The organism is Pseudomonas sp. FSL R10-0056 (assembly GCF_009600105.1).
Taxonomy (GTDB): domain Bacteria; phylum Pseudomonadota; class Gammaproteobacteria; order Pseudomonadales; family Pseudomonadaceae; genus Aquipseudomonas; species Aquipseudomonas bubulae.
Genome location: NZ_WIWL01000217.1, coordinates 1 through 24,335 on the forward strand (window position 1 = coordinate 1; position 24,335 = coordinate 24,335).

Consider the following 24,335-nt stretch of genomic DNA (forward strand, 5'->3'; position numbering starts at 1 on the left):
TGGCATTGGCGCCGCGATTGCCGAAACCCTGGCCCGGGATGGCGCCGAACTGATCCTGCTCGACGTGCCGGCCGCCAAGAGCGATCTCGATGCGCTGGCCGCGCGCTTGGGCGGGCACAGCATCGCCCTGGACATCTGTGCCGCCGATGCCGCAGAACAACTGACCGGGCAACTGGCCGATGGTATCGATATCCTGGTGCACAACGCCGGTATCACCCGTGATAAAACCCTGGCCAATATGACCCCGGAATTCTGGGACTCGGTACTCGCCGTTAACCTCAACGCCCCGCAAGTGCTGACCAAGGCCCTGCTTGATAGCGGCACCCTGCGCGATAACGGCCGGGTAATCCTGCTCGCATCCATCAGCGGTATCGCCGGCAATCGCGGCCAGACCAACTACGCCGCCAGCAAGGCCGGGCTGATCGGCCTTGCTCAGGCCTGGGCAGCGTCGCTGGGCGAGCGTGGCATCAGTATCAATGCCGTGGCCCCGGGTTTTATCGAAACCCAAATGACCGCGCATATTCCCTTTGCCCTGCGCGAAGCGGGACGACGCATGAGTTCGCTGGGCCAGGGTGGCCAACCCCAGGACGTCGCCGAGGCTGTGGCCTGGCTCGGCCAGCCGGGTTCGGGCGCGCTCAGCGGCCAGGCACTGCGGGTGTGTGGCCAAAGTATTCTGGGAGCATAAGCCATGACCGTGAAATGGCTCGATCTCAGCGGCCCACCGCACTTGCCCGCGCTGTACGCCCATGCCGCGGCCCGGCGCAAGATCACCTCCAGCCCCTTGCCGGAGCAAGGTCTGCGCTGCTGGGTCGAGGTGGAGCCCAAGGCCCTGGCGGCGTTTCGCGATGTTTGCGACCTGGTGCCAAGCCCATTGCTGCCGCCCACTTATCCACACATCCTGGCCTTCGGTCTGCAAATGCAGTTGCTGACTGCCAAGGACTTCCCCTTCCCGCTGCTGGGGCTGATTCATCTGACCAATCGGATCCGTCTGCTGCGCCCGATGGGCAGCGTGACGCAGCTGCGCATCGGGGTATATGTACACAACCTGCAAAAACACCCCAAGGGCGCGACCTTCGAGGTGGTCACCCAGGTTGACGATCTGCTGGGGCCAATATGGGAGGCCGAAAGCACCCTGCTGTGCAAAGGCGTAGAACTGCCGGGCGACCTGCCCCAAATCAACGATCCTGCGCCGGTGGCCCTGAGCGAACTGACCCGCTGGTATGCCCCCGCCGATATTGGCCGGCGTTATGCCAAAGTCTCGGGCGACTACAACCCCATCCACCTCAGTGCCGCCAGCGCCAAGCTGTTTGGCCTGCCCAGTGCAATTGCCCACGGCCTGTGGATAAAAGCCCGAACGCTGGCGGCACTCAATTCGCACCTGCCGGCGGCCAATGTTGAGGTTTTTGTTGCCTTCAAAAAACCGGTGCGCTTGCCCGGCGAAGTGATTTTGCTCAGCAGTGAGGCGGGTTCCAGTGGCGACTTCCAGCTCAATGGCCATGACGGCCTGGTGCACTTGATCGGCAACTGGCGACCGGTTAGCTGACCACCCCCCTGTGGTAGCGGGCTTGCTCGCGATGGCATCCGCGCGTTTTACCTGTTAAACCGCGGCGCCTGCATCGCGAGCAAGCCCGTTCCCACAGAGGATGGCATGCGAGCCGAAAATCCCGCCGGGCTGCCCGTGCCTTTCACTTGCACCAATCCCCGTTCGGTCGCAAGCTTTGCGCCTTCTGGAGAGCACGCCCGCAATGAACCTCGACGAAATAACCCGACGCATGCATCGCATCCGCGATAACAACGACTGGAAGCAGTTCCACAGCCCGAAAAACCTGGCCATGGCCGCCAGTGTCGAAATGGCCGAGCTGGTGGAGATCTTTCAGTGGCTGAGCGAAGACCAGTCACGCCAGCTCCCTGCCGACAAGCTCACCCACGCCGGCCAGGAAGTGGGCGATATCGTGCTGTACCTGGTATTGCTTTGTGCCGAACTGGGCCTGGACATGAATGAAGTGGTACGCAATAAACTGGCCGACAATGAAAGGCGTTTCAACAAATGAGTGACCGTCACTTCGATCAACTGGCCACCCGCTTCGCCGAGAAAATCTACGGTGGCGCCAAGGGTGCGATTCGTCTGGCCGTGCTCCAGGCCGACCTGCAGGAAGCCCTGCCCAAACGCCCGTTGCGGGTGCTGGATATCGGCGCCGGGCTGGGCCATATGTCCTTGTGGCTGGCCCAGCAAGGTCACGATGTGACCCTGGCCGAACCGGCCGCGCCGATGCTGGAAGGCGCCCGCCAGCGTTTTGCCGAAGCTGGCCAGACTGGCACCTTTATTCAGGCGCCGTGGCAGGAGCTGCTGGGCCAACTGACTCAACCGTACGATCTGGTGTTGTGCCACGCCGTGCTGGAGTGGCTGGCCGAGCCCCACGCGATCCTGCCGGTGCTGCATCAATTGACCGCCAAAGATGGCTGGTTGTCGCTGGCGTTTTACAACCGCGACGCGCTGATCTATCGCAACTTGCTCAAGGGGCACTTTCGCAAGATGCGCAAGAACGACATGGCCGGCGAAAAACAGAGCCTCACCCCGCAGCAGCCACTCGACCCACGGGAGCTGGCCATAGCACTCGAAGGGCTGTGGCAGGTCGAAACCCAAAGCGGCGTGCGGGTGTTTCACGATTACATGCCAGTGGAGTTCCAGGCCCGCGCCGAGCTTGAAGCCCTGGTTGAAATGGAGCTGGCCCACCGTCGCCACCCTGCGTTTGCCGGGCTGGGACGTTATCTTCATTGGGTGTGTCGCCCGGTTTAAATCGCCCTGCGGGGGAGAGCATGATGTATCGCCGCGTTGCCTTGATCGTTTTGAGCCTGGGGCTGGGCGCTTGCCAAAGCCCCAACCCGTACACCGCCACCTCAATGCCCATGCCTCCGGCTCCGGCACAGGTAGCCAATACCCTGGACTTGAGTGCCTACCCGGCCCCGCCACGGGATTACGGGCGCTACCAGAGCTGGGCCTGGCTCAATGGTCGGCTGCCGGTTGGCACGGCATGGGCCGACTCGGCGCAAATCGCCGAAGCGGTTAACAATGCCCTGGACCAGCGCGGCTTGCGCCCGGCACAACCCAACCGTCCGGCGGATCTTTGGGTCAGTGCTGATTTGCACACCGAAAAACGCTTGCGCCAGGTACAGGACGACTATGGTTACGGGGCCGGCTACGGCAGCGGTTACGGCCGCTACGGCAGCCAATACGGCATGTACAACTCTGTCCCCGTCATACGTACTTATGAGGTTGAGGTCATGGTGGTTCGACTCAACCTGTATGACGGTAAAACCGGCCAGCCGGTGTGGAGTTCCAGTGCAGAAACCAGCAGTAAAGGCAGCCTGAGCGAACGCAGTGACGCCCTGCGCGAATCACTGAACAAGGCAGTACAGGCTTACCCTCCCCATTGAGTCTCAATAGTGAAGTGGAGAAATCATCATGCTTCGTCGCATTGCATTACTGGGCCTGGCCCTGCTGCTCAGTGCCTGCGAAACCATGCAGGTCAGCCATGATTACAACCCTGCTGTCGATTTCGCCCAGTTCCGTACCTGGGCCTGGAAAGACCCTGCCGTGCAATACCAACCCAACAACCCGATGCTTAGAAGCGACCTGACCGAGCAGCGCATTGTCCAGGCCGTCAGCAGCCAGCTGGACCAGCGCGGCCTGCGCCCGGTAGCGGCAGGCAGCAAGCCGGACTTGCTGGTGCAAACCTGGCTGATCGTGGCCAACCGCCAGGAGCAAGTGGTGACCAACTACGGCTACGGTGGCCCTTGGGGCGGGCCGTGGGGGGGTTACTGGGGCGGCCCGTGGGAAGGTTACTGGGGCGCACCGATGTATAACGAAACCCGCAACGTGGTCTACCAGGTTGGTACGCTGCAGATCGACCTGATCGATGCCAAAGACGGCAAGCTGGTGTGGCGAGGCAGTGCAGAGAAAGTCGTCGACAGCAGCCCGACCCCGGCTGAACGCAGCGCTGCAATCCAGCAAGCAGTCACCAAGATCCTGAGTACGTATCCGCCCAAGTAAGTTACGCAGCATTAACTTGCTCACGATGTATATAAGTAAGTTGGTATTAATACTTTCGTGAGCAAGTTGGTTTTTACACTGTTTTTCTGACCACTTGTCGTTGTCTTTTGATTAACCGTTCACATCGCGCTTATAAAACTGGCAACTGGCCAGCGCACCGATCACTTCTTGTCTACACTCGCTGAAACTTTGGAGAGTTAGCGCTGGGCACTGTTCCAGCATCAGGAGTGCTCGATGTCTCCCCAACTACGCGGTATGGGTTTTTATGGTCCCCGGCAGCAGCATGGCGCAATCGGCCTCATGGCTGCCGTGACGCTGGGCATGGTGCTGCTGTTTATGCTGCTGGTGGTCGACAGCGGGCGCCTGTACCTGGAGCAGCGCAAGTTGCAGCGCGTGGCGGATATGGCGGTGCTGGAGGCGGTGAGTCGGGGCGGTAACTGTGCTGGCGCCAGTACTGCTGCCGGTTTCGCCAACCAGAGTGCCACTCGCAACAGCTTCACCCCCGGCAGCGTGCAAAAAGTAAACACCACTTGCGGCACCCTGAGCACCAACAGTAGCCAGTTGCGGGTATTCACTGCCGACGCAACCAAATCCGATGCCATTCGCGTAATCGCCACCACCACTGTACCGACCAGCGTGGCCGGGGGCTTGTGGAGTATGTTTTCCAAAAACGGGTTTAATCTGAATACCAATTTGACGGCGAGTGCGGTGGGGAGTGTCGGAGGGGGGCCGTTGGCGCAGCTAACCATTCGCAGTTCACTGGCATCTATCGACACCACCCAATCAAGAATACTGGATCAACTTGTTGGCGGGCTCTTGGGGGGATCCATAAATGCCAACCTAGTTTCTTGGCAGGGATTGGTAGATACAAAGATCAACTTGCTCAGTTATCTGAATCAGTTAATTTCGCTGAATGCAAATATTGCTAACTACGATGACTTGCTAAAAACAGATCTTCATGCCACTCAGCTTCTCGATGCGGCCATAAATGTCTTGAAAAAAAACGGGTCTACTGCTGACGTTGCAGTCAGCGGCCTTACTACAATCCGAGCCCTTATCAGCCCTACACAACTCTTGAAGCTCGGTGACCTGCTTAAAGTCCAGACAGGGACACCCAATGCAGGCCTGGATATGAATATGTCGGTGTTTGATCTATTGCAGGGAATCGTCCAGCTTTCTAATGGACAGAGCGGTATCACTGCAAATATTAAAATAAATCCTTTCAACCTGATTGATATAAACGTCTACACCAAAGTTATCCAACCACCTCAACTTTCAGCCATCGGTAATCCGGCACTGATAAAAGGCGACTATGCTGGACCCAATCAAATTTCGGTTCGCACGGCTCAAATACAAACAAGAATACAAATAGACCTACCAGTACTCAAAACGCTGGCACCGATCAAAAACCTGCTAACCAACGCACTATCAACAGTTGTAGATATTATCGGAAAGGTATTAAACCTCAAACTTGTAGAAGCCATAACATGCATACTTAGCTGCAACTCAGTTGAAACCATAAACTTAGTCAACGACATAAACATCTATTTAGAGGCTGCAAGCGCCAACAGCTACGTCACTGATTACACCTGCACAAGCCAAGATTCCAAAACCTTAACTGCCAAAGCCAATACGGCCTTAGCCAAGGTCACAATTGGTGCCTCTCCAAGCTCAGGCGTATTTCCACCCATAGACCTAGCGACCAACAGCTTCAACGTTTCCCCAGTGAAGCTTTTAAGCATTGATCTTAAAACATGCGTCCTACTGGGACTTATTAAATGTTCTACGGGCGTAGGAGAAGGCGGAAGCTTCAACTTGAAAGTTCAAACCAACATAGCACCTACTACGCAGACATTTTTGTATACATCACCAACACTGCAAAACATCAACCAAACGACCTATTACAAAACCACTGGCTCCAACGCTAACGTCTTAACCATTGGAGATGCTAATGGAAGTTTGGTCACGACCTCATACACCCCCCCCGCAGGCAAAACAGTCACAGGCTCACTTCTTCAAGCGGTTGCAGGACTGATAACCACACTTTCCAATGACATAGTTTCTGCCCTGAACTCAATACTGGCATCTCTGGTCAACCCAATCATCAATACCTTATTGAACGCCCTAGGTGTGAAGTTGGCAGTAGCCGATGTCGGCGCCAACCTCTCCTGCAACCAGGGTGGCCGCGCCCAGCTGGTGCTTTGACCTAAATGGAGTGCAATACCTTGTGGGGGCGGGCTTGCTCGCGATTCAGGCACCTCGGTACATCTGATATACCGAGGTGATGCAATCGCGAGCAAGCCCGCTCCCACATGAAGGGTGGAACGCTGAATTCAGGCTGCTACCAGGGGCAACTCCACACAAAACCGCGCCCCATGCTCGGTATTGCTGACACTCAGCCGCCCGCCCATATTGTCGATAATGCCGTAACTCACGGACAACCCCAGGCCGGTGCCCAGGCCGATGGGCTTGGTGGTGAAAAACGGTTCGAAGATCCGTTCCAAAAGCCGCGGATCAATCCCACCCGCATTGTCGTCCACCCGCAGGCGCACACTCTGCGCATCGGACTCAACGCTCAGGGCAATCCAGGGCACAAACTCCTGGTCGGTTTCACGCTTGCTCATCAGCGCATCACGGGCATTGACCATCAGGTTGATCAGCACTTGCTCCAACTGATCCACATGGCCGCGCACCTGCACAGCGCAAGCCTGGCCCTCACTGCGCAATTGCACACCCTTGCCCCTCAAGCCCTCACCCAGCAAGGCTAGAGAGCCTTCCATGGCCTGCGCCGGGTTGAACACTTGCTGTTCGATTTCGGAACGACGGCCAAACACCCGCAAGTGGTCTACCACCCGCGCCGCACGCTGGATCTGACCGTCAATACGGGTGAGTTTGTCTTGCAAATAATCGATCTGCGCATCGCCATTACCCAGGCGTTTGAGCACGTTGACCACGGCCATGCGCATCACGTTCAGCGGCTGGTTGATTTCGTGCGCCAGCCCCGTGGCCATTTCGCCCAGGGTGGCCATTTTCGCGCTGTGGGTCAGTTGCTGTTGCGAGCGACGCACTTCGGTGTTGTCGCGGCCCACGGCCTGCACTTCAAGCAAGTTGCCCTGCTCGTCGAAAATGCCCCGGTCCGACCACACCCACCAGGCATATTCACGCCCCGGCAGTTGCAGGCTGATTTCCGCCGTGCTGACCGGTGCCTGCGGAGTCAAGCCGGCAATACGCTGCACAAAGGCCTCGCGCTGCTCAGTGGATAGCCAACTGCTCAGGTTGATGCCCGGCAGTTGCGCAGTGGTGCATTCCAGGTAGCTGGCCAGCGGCTGATTGCCGAAGGTCAGGGTCAGGTCGGGCAGGTAACGGCAGATCATCGCCGGTGAGTCCTCAACCAGTATCCGGTAACGCTCCTCGCTATTTTTGACCCGCTCGGCCGCTTCGGTAGCCTCGGTGATATCCAGCCACAAGCCGACCACTTCTACCGGCAAACCCAGATCATTTCGTAACAGCTTGGCCTCATCCAGCAACCAGTGATAATCGCCGCGCCGATCGCGAAGTCGATACCGGTTGCGGGCGCTGCCTTCGCGCAGCAACTGCCGGGTACGGCCAAAAAACTGTTCGAGGTCATCGGGATGGACCCACTCGATCAAGGTTTCACTGGTACATTCCTCCAGCGTCCAGCCCAGTAAAGGCTTGAGGCTGTCACTGAAAAATGCCGGTACCAGCGCGCCTTCAACATAACGCTGTACATAAATCACCGCCGGGGAACTGGCGATCAGGTTGTCCAGCCGCGCATGGGCGGCGGCGACTTGTTGCTGCTGGTTTTTGATATCGCTGACATCCAGCATAAAACCTACGATGCGCCGCCGGGTGCCGCTGCCCAGCACCTGGCCCTGAATCCGGTACCAGCGGGCAGGCTCTGTGGCCTGTGGCTCATGTACCCGGGCAAACAGTAATAATTCTTTGCCATGTTCCAGCAGTTCATTGAAGCGACCGCTAAGTTCATCACGGTCAGCCGGGTGAAACAACGCCAGCCATGCCTGGCGGGTCATGGCCTGCGGCTCGGCCACAGCGTCCAGGTTGATGGCCAGTTGTGGAGCCAGTTCCAGCAGTTCGCTGGTGCTCGACCATTCCCACCAGCCGGTGCCCAGCAGGCCTTGCAGGGCTTCCATGCGCTCGCTTTGCTGCAGGTGCTGCTGCTCACGTAAACGGTCCAGCAGTGGTGCGGCCAGGGCAGCGCACACCTGCATCCAGTCGCTTTCACTCATTTGCGGGCCGTGCAGGGACGCCGGGTAAAACCCCAGCATCAACCAGGCACACAAGCCTTGCTGGTCGCTGTAAGGCACCAGCACACCATCGGCATTGCCAAACAAATCGTTTAATCGCGGGTTACCGTCGCGCTCGACACGCTGGGGTGAGGTTCCGCCAAGCGGATCGAGCAGGCTGCCAAGGTTTTGTTCGGGCAGCCACAGTTGCGGCGCATCAAAGGCGTGATACGTGCTGTGCATATACCAGGAAGCCTGTGGACCCTCACGCAGCGCCAGCGCCATACAGGGCACACGCCCATGCTGGGCGACGCTGCGCAGCGCTTCGTGCATGACCTCGGACAGACGCGACGCGCTGCACTGGCGCAACTGCCCGGCCAGCCCCAGGATCAGTTGCGTGCAGCGCTCGCGGCTGCGGGCCTGCTCACTGCCAAGGCGCAGGTCGCTGATATCCAGCAACTGCAAAAGCCAGCTGCCCCCCTGGGGTTGCACCCAGCCCCGGGTATGCACCACACGCAGACCCGCACACTGGAAGTCGAGATCAAGACTGTGACCAACCCAGTCTGCCGGTACGCCTTCAAGCGCCAGCGTGCTCCCCGGCACCAGATAGCTCAGGAGCAGGCGCGGTGAACCATCGTCGCTGCCCCGCGCCAGGCCGTAGCGCTGCAGGCCGTGGATTTCAATGACGTGCCCCAGCGGATCAAGCATCAGCTGGATACCCGCATGGGTGCGTGATTGCGGATCGGTGGATTCAGGCAAGCGCTCGTCGGTCCGTCCCAACAAGCGCCCGAACAGCCCTTCGCTAGGGGACAAGTTGAGCACTCGATTCGGCTTTCAAATTTGTTGGCAGGCTAGGCACTGTGATCGTTCCCAATTTGAGCACCGGCATGATGGTGGTCAACGCCGTAGCAGGCAGGGTCACACTGGCAGTCAGCACTTTGGTTGTCGGGTTATAGGTCGCGGCCGGAACCAGGCTGCCTTTAACCGCAGTGGGCACCCAGGCCAGTTTCTCGTTCAATACGCTCTTGGCCAACGTCTCCACCAGCCCGCCATAGTTGGCCGCCGTCGGATCCACCGCCATGCTGCGCCGCACCGCCTCAGCCGTCGCATTGTTGAATGACTGCACCAACAGCAGGGGCAAGCTGTAGCTGAGCACGCCATAAAGCACCGCAAAAAAAATCACAAACACCAGCGCGAACTCAATCGCCGCCGCGCCCTGCTGCTTTTTGCCAAGTCTTGTTTTCATGACTGCGTCTACCCTGACTGTCGACAGTAATATCATCATAGAATCATTGGTAAAAAACGGAGGCTCTTTACGTGATCCAGTTAGCTGTTGTGTTGCTTTGGTTTGTGGCCTGTTCCATTCAAGACCTGCTCCAACGCCATATTTCCAACTTCCTGACGTTGGGTGGCGCAGCGCTGGCGCTGCTGTATCTGCTGTGGACCGGTCACACCTGGCTGGGAGCAAGCGCAACCGAAGGAGGCTGGGCGCTGCTGATCGCGCTGGTGCTGACACTGCCCGGTTATGCCTTGAACAAGCTGGGTGCCGGCGACGTAAAGCTGTTGATCGCCCTGGCGCTGACAACCGATCGTCCGACAATTCTTGGCACCGTTATCGGTGCTGGCATCTGTAGTGGCATCTGGTGGTTTTGTGCGTCAAAAATACTGCCGTCAATAAATCAACAAGTTAAGACGCTCTCGCTTGCGAAAGGCGCCACAGTGTCAAAAAAGCTTCCCTTTGCACCCTTCCTGTTCGGTGGTTTTACCCTGACAATGGCTCTGCTTCACTAGTCATTACGAGGGATTAATACCTTGTACATAGTCGTAAAGTAGGTCTACGTTTAATTCAATCACCGCAAGTATGTGGACCAAGATGTCCCTGATTGGTTTACCAGGAAGGAGAACCACGTGAACACGCCCAACCCCCTAATAAAAGTGCTCGTAGTCGACGATCAGTCGTTGATTGTCGAAGAACTGTGCGAGTTTCTGGAAAGCAGCGGTTACCGTTGCGTGCCTTGCAATACAACCCGTGAAGCCATTGATGCGTTTGTGGCCGACCCGCAAATCGGCCTGGTGCTCTGCGACCTGCACATGCCCGACATGAACGGCATCGAACTGACCCAGCAGTTGCAAAAACTGGCCGGCAAACACCGCGCCTTTGAAAGCATCCTGTTGACCGGTCGCGCCGATAAACAGGATGTGATCAAGGCCCTGCGTATCGGCATCGCCGACTACTATCAAAAGCCGGTCGACCTCAATGAGCTGCTCGAGGGCATCCAGCGCCAGGAAGCTATTTTGCGTGAGCGCCACAAGAGCGATCAGCTTGGCCACCTGAACCAGAAATTGCAGTTCCTGGCCGAATCCATCGATGACCTGTATCAGGACATGGAGTCCGCCCGGCGCCCTCCGCAAGCTGCCACTCACCCCTTGAACAGCCAGGAACCAGGTGAAGGCCCCTGGCAACAGATCCCGACGATCTTCAAACAGCTGTCACCACGCCAGCTGGACGTCGCCAAGCTGGTCAGCAAGGGCCAGACCAACTACCAGATCGCCTGTGACCTGGGCATCACCGAAAACACGGTCAAGCTCTATGTGTCGCAAGTGCTGCGCCTGACCCATATGAACAACCGCACCCAACTGGCCCTGGCCCTGTCGCCAAACGCCGGCGCCCATAGGCAAACTGCGCACTAGCTACCTGATCACTTCACTGTAGCGGTGCGAGTTGCCCGCGATACAACTGGCGCGGCGGGTGAGTGACGCCGCACCGCTGCCATCGCGGGCAAGCCCGCTCCCACAGCTCTTGCGCCGCCTACTGCCTGTGGGGGCCCGCTATTGCAGGAAAGAACTTATTCCTGGCTGGCCTTGCCACCCTCTTTCTGCCCGTAGTACTCGGGGATTTCATGTTTATAACTGTCCAGCCAGCGCTGCAGGCTGAGCTCACGCTCCGCCGGCGTAGCCGTTTGGTGGATGGGCGACTGGACGCTGCCGCTCACTTGCAATTGCAGCCAGTTCTCGGTTTGCTGCTGGGTTCTGGGGGTGGGGCCAGGCTCGATAGCCAGCGCACCCAGCGGCATCAGGGCCAGCAGCACCCCCACACGAATAGATAAAGTCATGGCAAACCTCCAACGCGTTATTTGACGACAGCCACCTGGTTGCTGGCGGTCCTGGCTTGAGCTTTCAAAGCTTGTGCCCGGTACTGGGCATCACTTACCTGTTCGGAGGTCAGGCCCGCGCGGGTTACCAGTTCTGCGGCCTGCTTCCACTGGTCCTGATAAATCAGCAAGGTCACCAGGTTCAATGCCGCCGGAGATTCATCCTGCTTGAGCTCCAGAGCCGTCAAAAACTCGAACCGCGCTTCATCAACCCGCCGTTGATTGAGATAAACCACACCCAGGTCATTGCGGATCTTGGCATCGGTCGGCGCCATTTGTGCCGCACGCTCCAGATGGGTGATCGCCAGGGCGTTGTCGCCGTGCCCGGCTGCCAGTTGGCCCAGGCCATGCTCCCCTTCGGCTGCCAGGCACGACCCCAGCAACCCTTGATACAGCGGCCCGGCCTCATCGCGGCCCAACTGGCGATAAATCCGTGCCTTGCGCAGTTGTACCTGCGCCGACCCCTGCGGCAGGTTTTGCAGGTTGGCCAGGCTGGCGTGCAGCTTGCCTTCCTTGGCCATGTCATCGGCCAGGTTCAGTGACAGCTCCTGGTCACCACTCAACTTGGTGCAACTGCCGCCCATGGCCATCCACGGCGGATTACTCTGACCTCCTGTGGCACAGCCGCCCAGCATCAGCAGCCCGCACACGACGATGACAGCTTTCATGTTCATACCCCTGGTCAAGAGAGAAAGGCTCGCGAGATAGCGACAAAACTCGGCCCGGCCAAGACGATCATCAAAGCGGGGAACAGAAACACCATCATCACTACCGACATTTTGGCGGACATCTTGGAGATATATTCCTCCATGCGGGTCAAACGACGGTCATCCAGCAGCTCCTTGAGTGCCTGCAATGACTTCATCGCGCCACCACCCTGCTGAATCAATTGCTGCAGAATCACGCAGGTGTCATTGAACTCGTCTACATCCAGCAGACTCGCGGTTTTGCTCAGTTCCTGATTCAACTCCAGCCCCGAGTCGACCCGGGCCAGAATCACCCGCAACTCACCGGTCAGTACCGGCAGCAGGTGCCGCGCTTCCTGGCTCAACACCCGCAGCGCCTGTTCGACTGCCATGCCCGACTCAAACAGAATGCGCAGCAACGGAATAAAGGTTGAAACTTCGATCGCCACTTCCTGCTGGCGCCTTTTTGCAGCATAGGCCAACAATCGCTTGGGGATCAGATAGCCCAAAGCCAGGGAGAACAGCATCACCACCAGCAGATTGCCCGAACGCGGAAAAAACAGCTCATAGCCCAAGAACACCAGCCCGGCAAAAGCTATCGGGGTGCCAACCTGAAAAGCGGCAAACAGCGAGCGCTGACTGGCGGTGCGCCAGCCGATGCGGTTGAGCAGGGTCTGGGTTTCGCTGTCCATCGACACCGAGCGCTGGCCAAACTTGCTGTTGCCCACCGCCCGCATCCACAGGCTGAGCTTGCCGGGGCCGGTCTTGTCACCATCCAGGCGCTGCATGACCCGTTGCTGGCTCATGCGATCCTGAACCACGTTATTGATCAACAGCGCCATGGCGCCCAGCAGCAACACCACACAAATCAAAAAGGCCATGTCATACGCTCCGTACCATGCGCCACAGCGCCACACTGCCGATTATCTGCATGGCCATTGCGGTAAGGAGCATCTGCTGCCCTCCGCCGTCCTGCCACATCTTGAGCATGTAGCTGGGGTTGGTCACCATAAAGAAACCCACCACAAACACCGGCAACGAGCCCAATACCAGCGCCGTCATCCGGGTTTCACCGGTCATGGCGCGCAACTTGCGCGCCCCCTGCTCACGCTCGCGAATCAGCACGATCAGGTTCTCCAGCAACTCACTGGCATTACCACCGTAGCGATGGTTGACCTTAAGCCCCAGGGCAAACATGCGAAATTCATCACGTTCATAAAGCTCGGCAAAGTCGTTCACTGCCTCGGGCAGGCTCACCCCCATCTGCACGTTGCGCGATACCCGGCTGATACTGCTTTTGAGCGGGTCGCTGGATGCCTCGATCGCGGTCAACACCGCATCGGCCAAGGTGCGTCCGGCCTTGAGGCTGCGCACGCAGTGATCGAGCAGCAATGGCAGTTGCTCAACCATGCGCCGAACCCGGCGGTGGTAACGCCAGCTGACAAAGAGTTTGAGCAGCACCGGCGGCAACACCAGCAACGCGAGCAAGAACACCCAGCCACCGATCAGGCCCGCCACAATCACCGCAGCGGCCCATAGCGACAGCCACAAACCCAGACGCTCTGAAGGGCGCCCCAGGCCTGCCTGCAAAAAAGCCCGGTCCAGCCAGGCCACGCCCTGGGCTTTCTCCAGCAACTGCGGCTGGCCTTCACCCAGACGCTCCAGCACACGGCCCGTGGTCGGGTCGGTCAGGGCGCGATACACCAGATTCAGCGATAGCGCGAACATCAGGAAACTGATGGTAAAAAGCAGTAAGGCCGGGTTCATATGCAGTGCCTCAGCCGTGGGCGTTCAGGACGGGGTCACGACGCAACTTGTCGCTTGCCGGGTTCAAGGCCTCGCGCATAAAACCAAAGCCGGTGCGCTTGTCGAGACGGAACAGGGTGTTGGTCACATACACATCGTCACGCACCCCCACCACCTCCAGCACTTCACTGACGCAACGGCGGCCATCGGGCATGCGCGTCAGCTGGATAATCACGTCCAGTGCGGCGCAGATCATCTGGCGCAAGGTTTTCTCCGCCACCGTACGCCCGGTCAAACCCACCAGGGTTTCCAGTCGCAGCAGGGCATCCTGTGCGGTGTTGGCGTGGACGGTGCTCATGGAACCATCGTGACCGGTGTTCATCGCGGTCAATACATCGAGCACTTCCACACCGCGGATCTCGCCGAGAATGATGCGGTCCGGACGCATCCGCAGGGCGTTGCGGATCAGGTCGCTGGATTTCACCTCACCATGCCCTTCGGCATTGGGCGGGCGGGTTTCAAGGCGCACCACATGAGGGTGGCCCAACTGCAATTCAGCCACGTCCTCGATGGTGACCAGGCGCTCATGGGGGTTGATCAACTGGCTGAGGATGTTGAGCAGCGTGGTTTTACCGGTACCGGTACCGCCGCTGATCAGGATGTTGCAGCGCTTGCCCACCGCCTCCTGGAAGAATTCAAAGATTGCCTGGTCGATGGTCTGCATGGCCACCAGGTCGCTGCTTTGCAGCATGTCCTTGCGAAATTTCCGGATCGACAGGCACGGGCCATCCAGGGCAATGGGCGGAATGATGGCGTTGACCCGGCTGCCATCGGGCAGGCGCGCATCGACCATCGGCGAGGACTCATCCAGACGCCGCCCCAGGGGCGCCAGAATACGCTGCATCACCCGTTCCACATGATGGTCATCGATAAAGCGCAGATCGCTCTGGCTAAGTCGACCCTCGCGTTCGACAAACACCCGATGGGGGCCGTTGACCAGAATTTCAGTCACGGCCGGGTCGCGCAGCAGCACTTCGAGGGGGCCGAATCCGGTCAGTTCGTCGACGATCTCCTCGGCCAGACGCTCCATCTCATAACGGGAAATAGCCAGATGCAGGCGCGACACATACTCGGCTACCCGCTCGGTAACAAACTGGGCCAAAGACACCCGGGAACCTTCCAGCAGGTTTTTTCCGGTCTCTTCAATGGCATCGATGATATAGCGGTGCAGCACCAGTTTCAGGCCGTCATGGTCCGCACGACCATCCTTGTACAGGCCTGAGCCAAACAGCTGTTCATTGCTCATTTGGCCCCCCACAGGCGGTTCAGGTTCAGCCAGGTACCCGATTTGGAAGTCGCTTGCTCAGGCACCTGTGAACGCAAGACCAACCGTTCACCGAGTTTTTTCAAAGCCTGGCTCAGGGCTTCGCGCGGGGCCAGGTCAAACAGGGTGGTGGCCTGATTCTTGGTATTGATGCGCAGCTCCGGGCTGGGTGGGAGTGTTGTCAGCACCGGCAGGCCAAAGCTTTTACCCAGGGCATCGGCATTGGGAGCAACGCCACTCATATAGCGGTCGATCAACAAGCCCGTATGCTCGAACTTCATGCCCTTGGCCCGCCAGCGGCTGAGTACGTCGAGATTGCGGCGGCAATCGAGCACGCTTTGGTCGGTGTACCACAGCAGGCTGTCGCAATGGGTGGCAAAGGTACGCAGCGCTTCACTGTCAGGCTGACCGGTGAGGTTGACCACAATATGCTGGAAGTGCTGACGCAAGGCACTGAGCAACATATACAGTTCGGCGGCACTGGTTTGCTCCAGCGGTTCGTCACTGTCACTGTGGGCCAACACCCGCAAGCCACTGGCAGTCTTGGTAAAGGCACTGTCAATCAAGGTGCTGTCCAGGCGCCGCAAATGACGCAGGGCATCACCGAAAAAGAACGAGCTTTCCAGGCCCAGCACGGCCAGGCCATCACCACGGGGCACGCCCAGGTCCAGAAACAGGGTTTTTTGATCGTGCTTTTGCACCACCAGCCCCAAGTGGCTGGCCAGCAATGCACCATCGGCATTGCATTGCGCACTGAACAACACGCTCAGACCACCCAACTGGGCATTCGGTGCTACAGGTGGCAGGCGCTTGCTCAGGCGCCGTACCAGCCCCGCCACTTCACTGGAGCGCGAACCGTAGGCCACAAAGTCCCTCGCCCCGGCGCGCATGGCATTGAGTACCAGCTGGTTATCCATACCGTCGCCCAGGGCAACGATGGCCAACATGGGCTTGGCTTCCAGAGCACCTTCAATCAGCGCGCACTGGTTGACTACCTTGTCCCGATCCAGGCCCACAAATATCAGGCCGGCAAACGTCACATCAACCAGGGCCAGCAGTTCATCCAGGCTACTTGTGCCTGCACCCACCACTTGACCCAACGGCGCTAATGCTCCCTGCAGCCACTCAAGATCGGTGTTGTTGCGCGTCAGCGCGAGAAATGTCTGGCTTAGGCTTTGGCTCATTGAGATAACCCGCTACGGCTATTGAATTTGCCGTTCTCCAGGAAATACAGGCGATACCAGTTAGGGTCGTAATTGCGCAATTGCTCCCCGGGCATCGTCGGCAGTGCCGCATTGGCAGCCAGTGGCTGGACCAGATGCGGGGTGACGATCATCAGCAGTTCTTTCTCTTCACGACTGATATTGGAGTCGCGGAAAAAAGCGCCAAGAATCGGAATGTCGCCCAGCCCCGGGAATTTGTTGACCTGGGAGCTGTTGCGCGAACTGATCAAGCCACTGATCACAAAACTTTCGCCGTCGGCCAGTGAGATGCTGGTATCGGTGCGTCGAACCGTCAGGCCCGGTACCAGGGTGCCGGCGATATTCACCGCGTTGGTGTAGTCCAGCTCACTGACTTCGGGGGCCACCTTGAGCATGATGCGATCACGCCCCACCACGGTCGGGGTCAGCGTGAGGCGGATACCGAACTCCTTGTACTCGATCGACACGTTATCGCTGCCGCTGCTGGGCACCGGGATTGGCACTTCACCACCGGCCAGAAAGGTTGCACTCTGCCCGCTCATGGCCACGAGGCTGGGACGCGCCAGGGTGTAGGCAAAGCCGCTGCCTTCCAGGGCATTGATCATGGCCCTGACCTTGCCGCCGCCAAAGCCGATGTTGAAATACTTGGCGTTGGCCACCGGACCACCGGTGATGATCCCTTCAGCGGTGCTGAGGAATGAGCCCGGCGAGCCGAACAGGAAGTTGCTGCCCATACCGAAGATCGAGGTACTGGCTTCCTGCAGTTTGGTGCGACTGACTTCGACAAAGCGGATATCGGTTTGCACCTGCACCGGCAAGGTCGGGTCTTCGGAGGGCGGCAACGTCGTACCGGTCAGCCCCGAGGCGGCCTTGCCCTTGACGAAAAGCATGGTTTGGTGCGGCTCTTTCGAGCAGGCACTCCAGACCATCAGGCTGGTGGTGCCCGAGGCAATACCAGTGAGCAAAAAAGCGTTTGGCCCATTGGAGCGAATATCGGCAATGGTGGGGTCGCCCACGGCAATGCGCGAGATATTCACCGGAAAGCCCATGGCCTTCTGGGCCCCCTGGGCCACTTCCAATACCGAAGGCAATGCGTTGAATGCCGCGCAGTTTTCGCCTGCGGCCAAGGCCATCTCCAGGGGCAAGCTGCTCAGCAGCAGCGTCCAGAAAGCGCGTTTATAAAGTGGAGGGCAACGGTGGCTCATGTTGGTTTTCCTTTCAGATAAGGATTTTTATTGGGCCTACTGCTGAGCCGTTTGATTGCCGCGGATCACTTCAATACCGCGTACCCGAGGGGCGACAGCGGGATTGCTGCTGACTGGCACTCTTGCCGGACTGGCCATGGCTAACTGGTTAAATTGATAAAGACTGCGCTTGGCATTATCAAGATTAGTCGCAGATTCCTGCTCGCCCGCCCAATATTTGCTCAAACGTTGCTCGTCGGCACTGCGCACGGCCAGGCGCAGGGTGCCTGCCTGGGTCGCCAGCATCAGTTGATTGAGAAGCTGCTCGGGAACCGCCAGGACTGCGGATCGCGCATTGATGCGGCTTTGTTCTTGCTTGAGCGCTTCCTCGGCATTTTTCGGCTGGCTGGCCAACTTGCCATCGCTGGTCAAGCCTAGCTCCCCCCCCACGCTCAGCACCCGCACGGCCGGCAATACCACCTGGGCAGACTGCTGAGGGTTGCCACTGTCCTGACGCAAAAACAACAGGATATCGACGTAATCACCAGGGCTGAGCTGCCCACCCGCAGCGGACACCTCGTCAATCATGACCCCCAGTGCGCGCTCATCCGGGCGAATCATGCGAGCCAGCGGCCCGCCCACGTCAAAGCTTTGATCACTGAGCCAGGTGCCTGCACTCAGGCTGCGCCACGGGGTGCGGCCCACCGCCTGATCGATGGCAGTCAGGCTGCCAGCGGGGGCGGTACGGAGTTTTTCCAGGGTCAGGTCATCGGCCGTCAAGGCCACATTCGGGGGGACATCGCGAACCAGTACCACCACCGCCTGGCGGGTTTTGTCTTCAACGGCCGCTACACCTTGTTCTACAGACTGAGCCACCGGAACTTCGGCGACCGGCTGCTGTCGACTCAATACCAGCCCCCAGTAACCGGCGGCAATTGCCCCGACAAACAAAATGGCGGCCAATATCAGACTGCGTCGATTGTTCATGCACAAACTCCCTTTATCACTGCGCACTGCAGACTAAAAAACCCATTCACAATCAGGCAGCTACGAACCTTTAATGCGTTTGAAACCAATCGCTATTTAAAAATAGCTCAGGTAAAGCAAAATGCCATTAGCGAACTAAAAAATCTCTAATCAATTGTGAATAGTTTGATTTGATACGCATTTTTTAAATAGTCATTTGGATTAATACTTTGTGATTAGTCCAATGATACAGTTGTGGGAAAGTCATTTATTGCCAATGCTGTGACTGCAGGTGGGAATCACCCTGCACCCAAGTTACGCAGTGCCCGCCCCGGCGCACTAAGGAGAAGTCAGATGATATTAAATACTGTTCTGAAAGTGTATGTACCTGCCCAGGTATTTGTAGCGCGCCAAGCCAAGTTGTTTGCAAAACGGACCGAAGGCGCTTCGGGTATTGAATATGCAATTATTGCAGCGATGGTGGCGGTGGTGATTGCGGGGCTTTCGCCAAGTGTACAGACAGCTGTAACCGACGTATTTGACAAAGTTAAAGAAGGTTTGGGAGCCGCAGCTTAGTTCATTAACCAAAATGAGTACTCAACATGCCTCTCTCCCCATCACGCCAACAGCTTCTCCTGGTGGATGACGAAGAGGACGCACTGCTGGAGTTGGCTGAGCTGCTGGAGGGCGAGGGCTTTTGTTGCTATACGGCAACTTCAGTCAAACTCGCCCTTTCGCAGTTGACCCAACATCCGGATATTGCGCTGGTCATCACCGACCTGCGCATGCCGGAAGAGAGCGGTATTGCGCTGATCAAGCGCCTGCGCGAGCACACATCGCGCCAGCATTTGCCGGTGATTGTCATTTCCGGGCACGCCGATATGGACGATGTAAGCGACCTTCTGCGCCTGCAGGTGCTGGACCTGTTTCGCAAACCCATTTACCACGTGCGCCTGCTCGACACCCTCGAAAACCTCTTTCCACAGCCCACACACTTACACCTGGCAAGAACTTGACCCCCATACTATAAAAGCCCGCCCCCCTGACTTGGGGAGGCGGGCTTTTACGGTCACACACTACAACTGATAACTAAAACTCAATGTATATCGCAGCCGGCGATTAAAACTGTCCAGCGCTATATCCGACATGGGCTTGGCAACTTCCAGGGCAACGTTGTAATAGCGCTTGTCACCAAAACGCAAGCCCAGTGCTGCCGAAGACATATCCGAACCTTTTAACGGCAACTCGTTGTACCAGACTTTGGCCCTGTCCACGACGGCATAGGGTTGCAGCAACTTGACCCATTCACCCTCGCGATTGAAGCTGTAGTTAAGTTCGTATGCCGCCCCCCAGCCCTTGTCGCCGGATGCCTGATCGTCCGGGTAGCCGCGACCGAAGTTCTGCCCGCCAAATACCGCCCTTTCGCTGTCAGGCAGGGTGTCGTCACTCCAGTAAAGAGCGCCCGATATCACCCCCTGCCAATTGTCGAAGTAGCCGTTACTCTGCACGCCCGACAGACGCAAACGGAAGAAGTCCAGATCGTACTGCGTGCCGGTCAGGTTGGTCTCGCTCTTGGCACCCATGCCATCTATGCCCTGGTACAAGCCGGCACTGACGATGCGCAGTTGTTTGGCATCGGACTTGCGCCAGTCGCCCTCAAACGCCAGTGCCCGCACGTTGGTCTTGTCACTGATGGTTTGCCCGTAGCCGACGATCTCGTAGTCAGTCTTGTCATTGACCCCGTAGAAACGCGCGGCGGCGCTGAGCCATTGATCCGGAGCAGCGATCAATGGATGGCTGATACCGATCGAAAAGCGGTCATTCTCGCGATGGGGCTTGAGTTCAAAACCGTCGCTGGTGACGATACTGGTACTTGGATCACTGCGATAACTGGAACCAAACAGGTTCAACTGCGTGCCTTCCGCGTTGAGGTACTGGCTGTAATCAAGGCGGTAGTAGTGCTCCTTGTCATTGCCCGGGGGAAACAACCCGCTCAGGGTCAATTGTTCGGCCATGGCCGTTTGCGAATTGCTGCTGGCCGCCAGCAGCGCCTGGGTGCTGCTGCGATTGCCTTCGACCAGGCTCATGCTGGTGGTGAAGGGCTTGCGGCTGGCACTGATACTCAGCGTCGATGCACCATCGGTGGTGCCGGGTGGTGGCACTTGCGCCTCCAGGGTGACGCCGGGGATGCGGCTCAACAGCGTGCTGTAGCGGTTGAACGTCTTGCGGGTCAGCGGGCGTTCGCCCTTGAGCTTATCGACCAGCTCATCCACAAACCCTTTGACCCGCCCGATATCGCCGTCAACCTTGTACTCGCTGATATAGCCTTCAACCAGCACCACACGCACCAGGCCCTGGTCGAAGTTCTGCTGAGGCAAAAACGCATAGGACAATAAATAGCCATCGTCCTGGTAACGCTTGGTGATCTTGCGTGTGGCCTCGATCAGTTCGGCCAGGGTGATTTCATGGCCCAGCAGCGGTTTGTACACCGCCCCCAGCTCTGGCAACGGATAGATCGTGCCACCTTCGATCTGCAACTTGCGAATGGTCAGGCGGGTACCCATTTCCAGTGGCCGGGGTTGTGCAGCCGCCGGCTTGGGTAGCTCCAGCGCAGGCGCCGCAGGGCGATAGGCATCCACCGGCAGGTTGGGCGTGGGCAGGGTTTGCATGCTGTCATTGCTGTTGAGAAAACGCGGAAGGGTCTCGGCACCCGCGTACGGGGCCAGAGCCAACAACAAAAAGGGAACGCAATTACGCATAGGACACTCCATGTTCAACTACGGCGACATAACGAAGGGCTTTATTTTTAGAATGCTTTGCAAAGCGGCCCGAGCATCAGTCCTACAATCTGCACATGAAAAAAGACGAGAGACTCATCTGAATCTCTCGTCCCAACCAAGCGTAGGCGCTGTAGGTAAGGCCGTCGAACCGGCCAGGTGCAATATTCTTCAGTTATTTCTTGCCCAGGTTGCCCAGCCCGCCAACCACGCCCCCAAGTACCCCGCCCAGACCGCCTGTACCAGCGCCCGCGGCTCCTGCTGTTGTATCGGCAGTGTTGTTGACTGAGTCCACTTTGACACCCAGCAAGCCGCCAAGACCACCAACTACCCCACCGACGACACCGCCAACACCACCGACTGCACCTGCACCTGCACTTGCACTTGCACCTGTAGTGTCAGCACCAGCTCCGACACTGCCGCCAGTGCTTGCCCCCACACCCAGACCGCCCAGCAGACCGCCAACCCCGGCGCCTACACCAGCGCCTGCACCGGCCCCCGCACCTGCGCTCACACCACCTGTACTAACCCCGGCACCGGCACCTACACCGGCCCCGGCGCTTGCGCCCACACCCAGCCCGCCCAGCAGACCACCCAGCCCTGTCCCGGTACCAGTACCAGTACCGCTGCCTGTGGAGCCCGCTGCCGGATTCACGTAGCCGCCAGCCTTGTCAACCGCACCGCCTACACCGGTCAGCACACCACCCACCAGAGAAGTCACCGGGTTGTCGCCGCCGGTAGCTGTCACCTTGTCGCCGAGGCCGCTCACGGTGCCGCCTACTTTGTTCAGCAGACCGTCTACCGGTGCCCCCAGCCCTGTGGTGGTACCCACTTTGCCCGTGACGTTCTCGACCAGGGAAATCACCGGCACCAGCACCTTGTCATTTACGCCGCCGGTCAAGGCGCCCAGCTTGCCACTGCTCACATCGGTGGTCAGGGTATTGCCGATCATGGTCACCGTGGTGCCCACTTTGTTGACCAGCCCGCCCGTGGTATCAGTCACCTTGCCAACCACGCCACCCACCAGCGGAATCTGGCTGATCGGGGTGTTGTCCAGCACGGTGCTCAGACCGGTACCCACTGACGAAACGCCTTTGCCTACATCACCAACCGCGTTGGTAACACCACCGACAGTCAGGCCGAGGGAGTTCTTGTCGGTACCCAGCGAGCCCAGGCCACCAGTAATGCCATCTGTTACGGAGGTCACGGCATTGCCGGTATTGGTCACCAGGCCGCCAGCCACGGTACCGACCACAGGCACGGTGCTCAGGGTGCCACCAACCCCGCTGACCGTGGTGCCCACGCCGCCAAGGGCGCTGCCGACCTGACCTGCGACCTGACCTGTAACCAGAGGAGTTGTGCCTGTACCGCCTGTACCGCCGGTGCCGCCTGTGCCTCCGCCAGTTCCACCGCCAGTTCCACCGCCTGTACCACCGCCTGTACCACCACCAGTACCGCCGCCTGTACCACCACCAGTTCCACCGCCAGTACCGCCGTCTGTACCACCACCAGTTCCACCGCCAGTGCCGCCGTCTGTACCACCACCGGTACCGCCGCCAGTGCCGCCGTCTGTGCCACCGCCTGTACCTCCGTCAGTCCCGCCGTCAGTGCCACCGCCAGTACCTGCGTCAGTACCGGTATCACTGCTGGCTACATAGCTCTTGTGGCCGCCACCGCCGCCGCTGCAGCCAGCCAGGCTGACAGTCATGACCAAGAGGAGCGCTGTGCTGGTTTTCAGAAAAAGTTGAGTATTCATGATTAAGTCCCTTGCACCTGTTATGCCTGAGTTCGAAGTTCCCTGCTCTGTGTCGGGGATACGTTCGTCCGTTGGGTACATAACAACGCCGCGGGCCTTATCAAACAATTCACAACTTGGTATTAACCCCTTATATAAAACACCTTGCCCCCTTCTTGATGATTAATACTTTGGTTTTAAATGCCAGTAAAAAAACCATATATATCAACGCCATTACTTCCCCGAAAAAACACTGCCACCAGCGACTCTACTTTAGGTATAAGCATAATTGACGGGTTTCAAGTTGATATTCAGTGCGTAAAACAGGCACAAAGAGGGGCTGTTACTCCACCACACTGAACTCGACACGGGCAGTCTGCCCGCTTTCATCGAGCACGCTCAGCTCATAACGCCCTGGTAGTTCCAGGCTGGTGTTGAATACCTCTGGTTGTGCACTGTCGCCCAGCGGCGCGCCATTGATAAACCACCAGCGCCGACCTTCACCGCCCAAGGCCGATAGCGCCAGGCGCAACATCGCCTGGCTGGCAGCAGGACGGCGCAGTCGGTCGCCGTCACGTACACCGACAATCGACAGCGGGGTCAGCGCACTCAAGGCCGGTGGCGGGCATTGTGTGGAAGCCGCAGGCAGCCGCGCTTCACGTCGCTCTACCCGGGGTAGCCAGGGCTCAAGGGGGGCTGGCCACAATGCCACCTCGTGTTGTTGCCCGTCGGCGCATTGCGGGCCAACACGCAAGCCTTGCGGATTGACCCGGATGATTTCGCGCAGGCCCACACCCAGAGGTTGATCCGCCGCCAGCAAGGTCGGCGGCGTGGTGTGATCCAGGGTCCAGGCAAACCGCTGGCGACGACAATTGGCATCGCTCTTGTTCATGGGCTGCCCCAATGGCCAGCAAATCGCTGCCACCCCAACACTGTCCGGCACCGCCTGTACTGGCGCGACAATGCCACGCTGGTTGTCGCGGTTGCTCAATACGTCGTGGACTTGCAGCATCAAGGGAGCCGCCGACGCCAGGCCGAACTGCCCCGGCACGGGGGTTCCATCCGGGCGACCGATCCACACACCGATCAGGTAACGCGGCCCAACACCGACCGCCAGCGCATCGCGAAAGCCATAACTGGTACCGGTCTTCCAGGCCAGTTGCGGGCGCAGCACCAGGTCGGCATGGGGGTCGCGGTCAGGGCGCGCCTGCCCGCTGAGGATGCGCCGTATCACCCATGCCGCCCCC

At 58.6% G+C, this 24,335-nt stretch carries 24 protein-coding genes and 1 pseudogene; 11 read left to right on the forward strand and 14 right to left on the reverse strand.

Annotated features, from left to right (window positions below):
* The 7 genes from GHO42_RS21480 to GHO42_RS21510 all read left to right on the forward strand — a co-directional run.
* Positions 1-685, forward strand: a 685-nt coding sequence (locus tag GHO42_RS21480) for an SDR family oxidoreductase (protein ID WP_153384181.1), incomplete at its 5' end; no start/stop codon positions are given.
* A gap of 3 nt (positions 686-688) precedes the next feature.
* Entirely contained in the window at positions 689-1,543 is an 855-nt protein-coding gene (locus GHO42_RS21485; protein WP_095001061.1) for a MaoC/PaaZ C-terminal domain-containing protein, read from the forward strand.
* A 202-nt stretch (positions 1,544-1,745) separates the two neighbouring features.
* Positions 1,746-2,051, forward strand: a complete 306-nt coding sequence (locus GHO42_RS21490; RefSeq protein WP_095001060.1) for a nucleotide pyrophosphohydrolase — start codon at positions 1,746-1,748, stop codon at positions 2,049-2,051.
* The gene (locus GHO42_RS21495; protein WP_095020826.1) at positions 2,048-2,797 is read left to right on the forward strand and encodes a methyltransferase domain-containing protein; all 750 of its coding nucleotides are present in this window, start codon (positions 2,048-2,050) and stop codon (positions 2,795-2,797) included. Before GHO42_RS21490 ends, GHO42_RS21495 begins: the two co-directional genes overlap by 4 nt.
* A 23-nt stretch (positions 2,798-2,820) precedes the next feature.
* Positions 2,821-3,435 (forward strand): DUF4136 domain-containing protein, encoded by a 615-nt coding sequence (locus GHO42_RS21500; RefSeq protein WP_153328208.1) that lies wholly within the window; start codon positions 2,821-2,823, stop codon positions 3,433-3,435.
* Positions 3,436-3,463: 28 nt separating this feature from the next.
* Positions 3,464-4,051 (forward strand): DUF4136 domain-containing protein, encoded by a 588-nt coding sequence (locus GHO42_RS21505; RefSeq protein WP_095001057.1) that lies wholly within the window; start codon positions 3,464-3,466, stop codon positions 4,049-4,051.
* 234 nt (positions 4,052-4,285) lie between these two features.
* The gene (locus GHO42_RS21510; protein ID WP_153328198.1) at positions 4,286-6,256 is read left to right on the forward strand and encodes a pilus assembly protein TadG-related protein; all 1,971 of its coding nucleotides are present in this window, start codon (positions 4,286-4,288) and stop codon (positions 6,254-6,256) included.
* 128 nt (positions 6,257-6,384) lie between these two features.
* On the opposite strand, the gene GHO42_RS21515 is transcribed toward GHO42_RS21510, so the two are convergent.
* Positions 6,385-9,129 (reverse strand): PAS domain-containing sensor histidine kinase, encoded by a 2,745-nt coding sequence (locus tag GHO42_RS21515; RefSeq protein WP_095027241.1) that lies wholly within the window; start codon positions 9,127-9,129, stop codon positions 6,385-6,387.
* Positions 9,119-9,562, reverse strand: coding sequence for a TadE/TadG family type IV pilus assembly protein (locus GHO42_RS21520; protein WP_095020824.1), 444 nt, complete (start codon positions 9,560-9,562; stop codon positions 9,119-9,121). The genes GHO42_RS21515 and GHO42_RS21520 overlap by 11 nt, the downstream gene beginning before the upstream one ends.
* A 71-nt stretch (positions 9,563-9,633) precedes the next feature.
* Here GHO42_RS21520 and GHO42_RS21525 point away from each other — a divergent pair, with 71 nt between their 5' ends.
* On the forward strand, positions 9,634-10,107 hold the full coding sequence (locus tag GHO42_RS21525; protein ID WP_095001053.1) for a prepilin peptidase: 474 nt from the start codon (positions 9,634-9,636) through the stop codon (positions 10,105-10,107).
* Positions 10,108-10,224: 117 nt separating this feature from the next.
* Complete coding sequence (locus GHO42_RS21530; protein WP_095001052.1) at positions 10,225-11,007, forward strand: response regulator transcription factor; 783 nt, start codon at positions 10,225-10,227, stop codon at positions 11,005-11,007.
* Between the two features lie 155 nt (positions 11,008-11,162).
* On the opposite strand, the gene GHO42_RS21535 is transcribed toward GHO42_RS21530, so the two are convergent.
* Genes GHO42_RS21535 through cpaB form a run of 8 tightly spaced genes read right to left on the reverse strand, consistent with a single transcriptional unit; the run spans position 11,163 to position 18,597 of the window.
* On the reverse strand, positions 11,163-11,429 hold the full coding sequence (locus GHO42_RS21535) for a DUF3613 domain-containing protein (protein WP_095001051.1): 267 nt from the start codon (positions 11,427-11,429) through the stop codon (positions 11,163-11,165).
* 17 nt (positions 11,430-11,446) lie between these two features.
* Positions 11,447-12,136 (reverse strand): lipopolysaccharide assembly protein LapB, encoded by a 690-nt coding sequence (locus GHO42_RS21540; protein ID WP_153328196.1) that lies wholly within the window; start codon positions 12,134-12,136, stop codon positions 11,447-11,449.
* Positions 12,137-12,150: 14 nt separating this feature from the next.
* Positions 12,151-13,035: a type II secretion system F family protein gene (locus tag GHO42_RS21545; RefSeq protein WP_095020823.1), complete on the reverse strand. Its 885-nt coding sequence runs from the start codon at positions 13,033-13,035 to the stop codon at positions 12,151-12,153.
* 1 nt (position 13,036) lies between these two features.
* Positions 13,037-13,921: a type II secretion system F family protein gene (locus tag GHO42_RS21550; RefSeq protein ID WP_095001048.1), complete on the reverse strand. Its 885-nt coding sequence runs from the start codon at positions 13,919-13,921 to the stop codon at positions 13,037-13,039.
* Positions 13,922-13,931: 10 nt separating this feature from the next.
* Positions 13,932-15,206 carry a CpaF family protein gene (locus tag GHO42_RS21555; protein WP_095001047.1) on the reverse strand — a complete coding sequence of 425 codons (1,275 nt, stop codon included), beginning with the start codon at positions 15,204-15,206 and terminating at the stop codon, positions 13,932-13,934.
* Complete coding sequence (locus GHO42_RS21560; RefSeq protein WP_153328194.1) at positions 15,203-16,408, reverse strand: pilus assembly protein; 1,206 nt, start codon at positions 16,406-16,408, stop codon at positions 15,203-15,205. The genes GHO42_RS21555 and GHO42_RS21560 overlap by 4 nt, the downstream gene beginning before the upstream one ends.
* A complete protein-coding gene (locus GHO42_RS21565; protein WP_095001045.1) occupies positions 16,405-17,631 on the reverse strand; it encodes a type II and III secretion system protein family protein in 1,227 nt (408 codons plus the stop codon). Before GHO42_RS21565 ends, GHO42_RS21560 begins: the two co-directional genes overlap by 4 nt.
* A 36-nt stretch (positions 17,632-17,667) precedes the next feature.
* Entirely contained in the window at positions 17,668-18,597 is a 930-nt protein-coding gene (cpaB, locus tag GHO42_RS21570) for a Flp pilus assembly protein CpaB (RefSeq protein WP_095001044.1), read from the reverse strand.
* A gap of 333 nt (positions 18,598-18,930) precedes the next feature.
* Here cpaB and GHO42_RS21575 point away from each other — a divergent pair, with 333 nt between their 5' ends.
* Positions 18,931-19,152, forward strand: coding sequence for a Flp family type IVb pilin (locus GHO42_RS21575; RefSeq protein ID WP_153328191.1), 222 nt, complete (start codon positions 18,931-18,933; stop codon positions 19,150-19,152).
* A gap of 26 nt (positions 19,153-19,178) precedes the next feature.
* Positions 19,179-19,592, forward strand: a complete 414-nt coding sequence (locus GHO42_RS21580) for a response regulator (protein WP_095001042.1) — start codon at positions 19,179-19,181, stop codon at positions 19,590-19,592.
* 60 nt (positions 19,593-19,652) lie between these two features.
* Here the strand turns inward: GHO42_RS21580 and GHO42_RS21585 are convergent, their stop codons facing one another.
* From GHO42_RS21585 to GHO42_RS21595, 4 genes and pseudogenes are all read right to left on the reverse strand, one after another.
* Positions 19,653-21,335, reverse strand: coding sequence for a ShlB/FhaC/HecB family hemolysin secretion/activation protein (locus GHO42_RS21585; protein WP_153328189.1), 1,683 nt, complete (start codon positions 21,333-21,335; stop codon positions 19,653-19,655).
* A gap of 193 nt (positions 21,336-21,528) precedes the next feature.
* Positions 21,529-22,656 (reverse strand): collagen-like triple helix repeat-containing protein, encoded by a 1,128-nt coding sequence (locus GHO42_RS21590; RefSeq protein WP_315266950.1) that lies wholly within the window; start codon positions 22,654-22,656, stop codon positions 21,529-21,531.
* A complete protein-coding gene (locus GHO42_RS26335; RefSeq protein ID WP_306108758.1) occupies positions 22,620-22,997 on the reverse strand; it encodes a hypothetical protein in 378 nt (125 codons plus the stop codon). Before GHO42_RS26335 ends, GHO42_RS21590 begins: the two co-directional genes overlap by 37 nt.
* Positions 22,998-23,431: 434 nt before the next feature.
* Positions 23,432-24,335 (reverse strand): annotated as a pseudogene (locus GHO42_RS21595) (penicillin-binding protein 1C); the annotation flags it as partial.